The sequence below is a fragment of the Sphingobium chlorophenolicum genome (assembly GCF_000722875.1).
GTDB classification, from domain to species: domain Bacteria; phylum Pseudomonadota; class Alphaproteobacteria; order Sphingomonadales; family Sphingomonadaceae; genus Sphingobium; species Sphingobium chlorophenolicum.
Genome location: NZ_JFHR01000105.1, coordinates 1 through 5943 on the forward strand (window position 1 = coordinate 1; position 5943 = coordinate 5943).

General features: G+C 69.2%; 5 protein-coding genes. 1 reads left to right on the forward strand and 4 read right to left on the reverse strand.

Features of this window, described 5'->3' with window-relative positions; translation table 11 throughout:
- Window positions 1-202 precede the first annotated feature (202 nt).
- Complete coding sequence (locus BV95_RS22105; protein WP_037457427.1) at window positions 203-2719, reverse strand: ABC transporter permease; 2517 nt, start codon at window positions 2717-2719, stop codon at window positions 203-205.
- Entirely contained in the window at window positions 2716-3435 is a 720-nt protein-coding gene (locus tag BV95_RS22110; protein WP_156028739.1) for an ABC transporter ATP-binding protein, read from the reverse strand. The genes BV95_RS22105 and BV95_RS22110 overlap by 4 nt, the downstream gene beginning before the upstream one ends.
- On the opposite strand from BV95_RS22110, the gene BV95_RS22115 reads away from it, so the two are divergent.
- Window positions 3434-4132 (forward strand): arylesterase, encoded by a 699-nt coding sequence (locus BV95_RS22115; RefSeq protein ID WP_037457429.1) that lies wholly within the window; start codon window positions 3434-3436, stop codon window positions 4130-4132. The genes BV95_RS22110 and BV95_RS22115 overlap by 2 nt on opposite strands.
- Window positions 4133-4326: 194 nt before the next feature.
- Here BV95_RS22115 and ccoS read toward each other — a convergent pair whose 3' ends face one another.
- Together ccoS and BV95_RS22125 are read right to left on the reverse strand one after the other, a co-directional pair.
- Window positions 4327-4467: a cbb3-type cytochrome oxidase assembly protein CcoS gene (ccoS, locus tag BV95_RS22120; RefSeq protein WP_013849233.1), complete on the reverse strand. Its 141-nt coding sequence runs from the start codon at window positions 4465-4467 to the stop codon at window positions 4327-4329.
- Window positions 4464-5943, reverse strand: a 1480-nt coding sequence (locus BV95_RS22125) for a heavy metal translocating P-type ATPase (protein ID WP_037457433.1), incomplete at its 5' end; no start/stop codon positions are given. The genes BV95_RS22125 and ccoS, both read right to left, overlap by 4 nt.

The window sequence follows — 5943 nt, forward strand, 5'->3', positions numbered from 1 at the left end:
ATGACGGCGGCCCGGCTGCTACGCTCCCCCCTATTCCCCAGCCAGGATAATCCTCCCTGCGCGCAGCGGGGGGGGGGGGACCGCCGCTGAAAGCGGTGGTGGAGGGGAAATACGCAGGTCGTGCCCCCTTCCCCTCCACCAGCCTTCGGCTGGTCCCCCTCCCCATCTCCCGATGGGGAGGAACAGGATAGGCCCCCTTCCCCTAAAGCGCCCGCAAAGCCCGCGCCGGCCGCACCGACATCAACGGAATCGACCCCAGCAACCCGATCCCCAGCGTCAGCACCGCCCCCGCCCCCAATGTGGAGAGCACCAGCAGCCAATCCGGCGCCCAGTGGAATTCGAATATCCGCACGATCACGAACCAGGCCGCCGCCAGCCCCAATGCCAGCGCCACCAGCGCCAGCACCCCGGCCAGCAGCGCATATTCGATCCCCTGCGCCCCCAATATCTGCCATCGGGTCGCGCCCAGCGTCTTCAATATCACGCCGTCATAGGCCCGCGCCTGCCGGGACGCCGCGATGGCCCCGATCAGCACGGCGATCCCCGCCAGGATCGCGACCGACCCCGCCAGCACGATGGCGGTCGACATCTGCCCCAGCAGCACGGTGACCTGCGCCACCACCTCCCCCACCGCGATGATCGATATGGAGGTAAAGGCCGCCAGCAGCGCCCGCGCCATCGCCCCTTCCGACGCGCCCTTCATCGTGATCGTCGCGGACAGGCTGTGCGGCGCGCCGCGCAGCGCGTTGGGGGAAAAGACCATGATATAATTGAAGCCCATCGTCTCCCAATTGACCTGCCGCAGCGACGCGATCCGCGCCTCCATCTCCCGCCCCAGCACCGACACGGTCAGCATGTCGCCGACGCCCACGCCCATCACCTCCGCCGCCTCCCGGTCGAGCGAGACCAGCGGCGGCCCGGCATAGTCGCGGGGCCACCACTGCCCCTTCACCAGTTCCGATCCCTCCGGCAACGCATCGCTATAGGTGACGCCGCGTTCGCCGCGCAGGAACCACGCCCCTTCGGGCAATTGCTTCAGGTCCGCCACGCGCTGCCCGCCATAGGCGACGATGGTGCCGCGCAGGGTGGGCACCATATTGACGCTGGCCCCCGGCGCTTCCTTGGCGACAAGCGCGAGGAACCGGTCCTTGGCGGCAATGGGAATATCCAGCACGAACTGATCCGGCGCGGTCCGGGGCACGGTATTGCGGATTTCAGCGCTCAGGCTCGACTGGATCGCCGCCAGCGTCACGAACAAGGTCAGCCCCAGCCCCAGCGCCACCACCAGCGCCGAAGTCTGCGCCCCCGGCCGATGGAGGCTGGCCACCGCCAACCGCACCAGCGGACGGCGCGGCGCGGGCATGCGCCGCGCCCCATGCCGGACCAGCAGCCCGATCCCGGTCAGCAGCGCCAGCATCGCCGCGACCGCGCCCAGCATCGCCGCCGCGAACCACGGCTCCCGCGCCGTGCCCAGCGCCAGCGCGACCGCCGCAACGCCCGCCGCGCCCACCGCGATCATGCTGGCCCGGTCGACGCCGCGCCGCCGGTCCACCGTCTCGCGGAACAGGGCGGCGGCGGGCAGGGTCCGCGCATGGGCCAACGGCGGCATGGTGAAGATGAAGGCGATCAGCAGGCCGTAAAGCGCGCTCGTGACCAGCGGCCAAATCGCAACGGCGAAACCCGGCTGCACCGGCAACATGTCCCCCATCGCCCTCACCAGCCCCAGCGGCAGCACCACCCCCGCAGCCAGCCCGCAGCCGATGGCCAGCAGCGCGACCGCGCCGATCTGCATCAGGTAGATGCGGGCGATGTCGGCGGATGACGCGCCCAATATCTTCAACGTCGCGATGCCGTTGCGCTTGATCGCCAGATAGGATGCGACCCCGTTGCTGACCCCGATCCCGGCGATGGCCAGCGCGGCGAGGCCGATCAGCGACAGGAACTGCCCCATCCGCTCCAGGAAACGGCTGGTCCCCGGCGCCGCGCCGTCGCGGTCCTTGATCTCGAACCCGGCAGACGGAAAGGCGCGTTTCAACCGCTCCCCAACCGCCCCGGCATCCCCGCCCGCGCTCAGGCGGATGCGATATTTGCTCTCATAAAGGCTGCCCGGCTGGATCAGCCCCGTGCGCCTGATCCCCTCCATCGATGTGATCGCCACCGGCCCCAGGGTGAAGCCCTCCCCCACCCTGTCCGGCTCGTCCGCCACGATGTCCCGGATGCGGAAGGTCGCCCCGCCGTAGCGCAGTCCATCGCCCGGCTTCACGTCCAGCCGGTCCGCCAATGCCTGCCCGATGACCAGTTCATCGGCCCGCATCGGCCCGGCCCGCCCGCCTTTCAGCGTCAATGCGCCGTAAAGCGGGTAGGCCCCATCCACGCCCTTGAGTTCGGTCAACACGGCCGACGGACCATCGCCCTGCCCAACCCGCTGAGCCATCGCCCGCAACCTGATCGTCTCGCTCAGCGCACCCTCGCGGCGGAAGGCCGCCTTTTCCGCCGCGCCCGCCTCGCGCTGCGACATCGCCACCTCGACATCGCCGCCCAGCAGCACCTGCCCCTTGCTGGCGATCTCCCCGGTGATGGCGGCGGTCAGGCCGCCAATGGTCGCCAGCGTCGCCACACCCAGAAACAGGCAGATGAACAGCAGCCGCAACCCCCGGAAACCGCGATGCAGGTCGCGCCGCGCAATGCGCCAGCAACCCCGCCAACCCAACCCCGTCACGGCCTGCGATCCGCGACGATCAACCCGTCGCGCATCTCGACGATGCGGTCGCACCGCTCCGCGAGGCCAGGATCATGGGTGATGATCACCAGCGTAGCGCCGTTCGCCGCCCGCCGGGCGAACAGCAGTTCGACGATGGACCCGCTGGTCGCCCCGTCCAGATTGCCGGTCGGCTCGTCGGCGAAGAGGATGTCCGGCCCCGGCGCGACGGCGCGGGCGATGGCCACGCGCTGCTGCTCACCCCCCGAAAGCTGCGCCGGATAATGGTGCAGCCGGTGCCCCAGCCCCACCGCCGCCAGTTCGTCCGCGGCGCGGGAGAAGGCGTCCGCGAACCCCGCCAGTTCCAGCGGCACGGCGACATTCTCCACCGCCGTCATGGTCGGCAACAGGTGGAAGCTCTGCAATATGATGCCCACGCGCCCGCGCCTCGCCCGCGCCAGCGCATCCTCGTCCAGCGGCCCGTAATCGATCCCGGCGACCCGCACTTCGCCGCCGCTGGCCCGCTCCAGCCCCGACAATATCGCCATCAGCGACGATTTGCCCGACCCCGACGGCCCCAATATCGCCAGGCTCTCGCCCTTGGGGATGGAAAGGTCGACGCCCTTCAATATCTGCGTAGGCGCCTCGCGCGTGCCAAGCGAAAGGGTGACATTGCGCGCTTCAATCGCAATATGGGCAAGGGAGGACGAACCGTGCATCGGCGAAAGGAACCCCATGAAGGCGGGAAGACGGTCAATATATGTGGGCGCGGCGGCGATTGTGCAATTGCTCACCGCCTGTTCGGGCGAACCTGCCGCCAATAATGTCGCGCCGTCCGCGCAGACGCAGAACGCCGCTACCCCCGTCGCGGACGGCAAGCTGGTTCTGGCCTTCGGCGACAGCCTCTATGCGGGCTATGGCGTGGCCCAGAATGAAAGCTTCCCCTTCCGGCTGGAACAGGCGCTGAAGGCGCAGGGGCTGGCGGTTCAGGTCCACAATGCCGGGGTCTCCGGCGAAACCTCCCTGGGCGGCATGCAGCGCCTGGCCTTCACGCTGGACGGCCTGCCGCGCAAGCCCGACCTGTTGCTGCTCGACCTGGGCGGCAACGACATGCTGCGCGGCCTCGCGCCGGAGGACAGCGAGAAGAATCTGCGCGCCATATTGGACGAACTGAAACGGCGGCAGATTCCCGTGCTGCTCACCGGCATGCTGGCCGCGCCCAATATGGGGGCCGATTACGGCGCGAAGTTCAACGCCCTCTATCCACGGCTGGCGAAGGATTACGGCCTGCCGCTCTATCCCTTCTTCCTGGACGGCGTGATCGGCGATCCTAAATTGATGCAGGCGGATTCCATCCACCCCAACCCCGCCGGGGTCAACGTGATCGTCGGCAAGATCGCGCCTGTCGTTGCCGGATTGCTGAAACGCTCCTGAGCCTTCGGCGCAAACATCGCCAATCCTCCCCATCGAAAGATGGGGAGGGGGACCGCCGCCGAAGGCGGTGGTGGAGGGGAAGAGGCACGACCTCCGCATTTCCCCTCCACCAGCCTTCGGCCGTCGAAGAGAGTCACGTGCCTCTCTTCGACCCTCCCCACGCTACGCGCAGGGAGGATTTTTACTGTCCCCCCTCACTCCTCATCGATCAAAATACGCACCGCCGCCCCGTCCGTATCCTCGAACTGCCCATTCCCCAGCGCCCAGAAAAAGGCCGCCAGCCCCAACAATCCCAACCCCAGCGCAATCGGGATCAGCAGGCTCAGCCCAATCATTTCACGGCTCCTTTCAAACGCAACGCATTGGCGACGACGATCAGGGAGGATGTCGACATGGCGACCGCCGCGACCAACGGCGTCACCTTCCCCGCTATGGCCAGCGGCACCGCCAGCGCATTATAACCGATGGCCAGCGCGAAATTCTGCTTCACCACCGCCACCGCCCGCCGCGCCGCATGCACGGTCAGCGCCACCGGGGCCAGCCCGTCGCCCAGGAACACCGCATCGGCGGCAAGCTGGCTGGCGTCGCTGGCGGAGGCGGGCGCCATGCTGGCATGCCCCGCCGCCAAAGCCGGGCCGTCGTTCAGCCCGTCCCCCACCATCAGCACCTTCTCGCCCCCAGCCTTCAGCCGCCCGATCAGCGCCAGCTTGTCCGCCGGACGCAGATGGCCGATAGCGGTGGCGCGGGTTTCACGGGCAATCTCCTCCAGCGCGTCGGGCCGGTCGCCGCTGGCGATCAGCACCTTCACCCCCATGCCGCGCAGCGCGTCCAGAGTATCGACGGCATCGGGCCGCAACGCATCGGTGAAGCCCAGCAGCATGGCCTGATCCCCCCGCCGATATTCCGACGCCAGCCCGAACAGGTTGATCAGGCTGCGCGGCCGCGCCAGCGACACGGCCACGCCCTCATAGTCCGCGAAAACCCCCTCCCCCGCCACTTCACGAACATTGTCGAGCGCGGCAGGCGTCACCCACCGCGCCTCCAGCGCCTGCCGCAAGGCAACGCTCAACGGATGGCGCGAAGCCCGCGACAGCGACAGCAGGATCGACCGGTCGTCCCGCCACAAACGGCGCAGCCCCATCGGCACGGGACGGCCCAGCGTCAGCGTGCCGGTCTTGTCGAACACGGCTTCGCTCACCTCCGCCAGCCGCTCCAGCGCCGACCCGTCCTTCACCAGCACGCCCCGCCGCATCAGCGCGCCGCAGGCGACGATCTGCGCCGCCGGCACCGCCAGCCCCAAGGCGCAGGGGCAGGTGATCAGCAGCACCGCCACCGCGATCAGCAACGCCTGATGCACGCCCGCCCCCGCGATCATCCACCCCGCGAAGGACAGCGCCGCCAGCAGATGGACGCAGGGCGCATAGAGCCGCGCCGCCCGGTCGGCCAACCGCACATAGCGCGACTTGCCCTGCGCCGCCTCCTCCATCAGCCGGGCGATGTCGGCGATGACGGTATCAGCCCCCGCCGCCGTCACCTGCACCCGGATCGGTCCCTCGACATTCAGCGCCCCCGCCTGCACCTCGTCGCCCGGATGCACCCGCACCGGCGCGCTTTCCCCGGTCAGGAAGGCGATGTCGATCCCGCTCTCCCCCTCCACCACGCGCCCATCAGCCGCCAGCCTTTCGCCCGCCGCCACCAATATCGTCATGCCCGGCCGCAGCGCGTCGGCCCGCGTCCACCGGCTGCTCCCATCCGGCTCCAACACCAGCGCGCCGGGCGCAGTCTGCTTCAGCAGCGCCGCCACCCCCGCG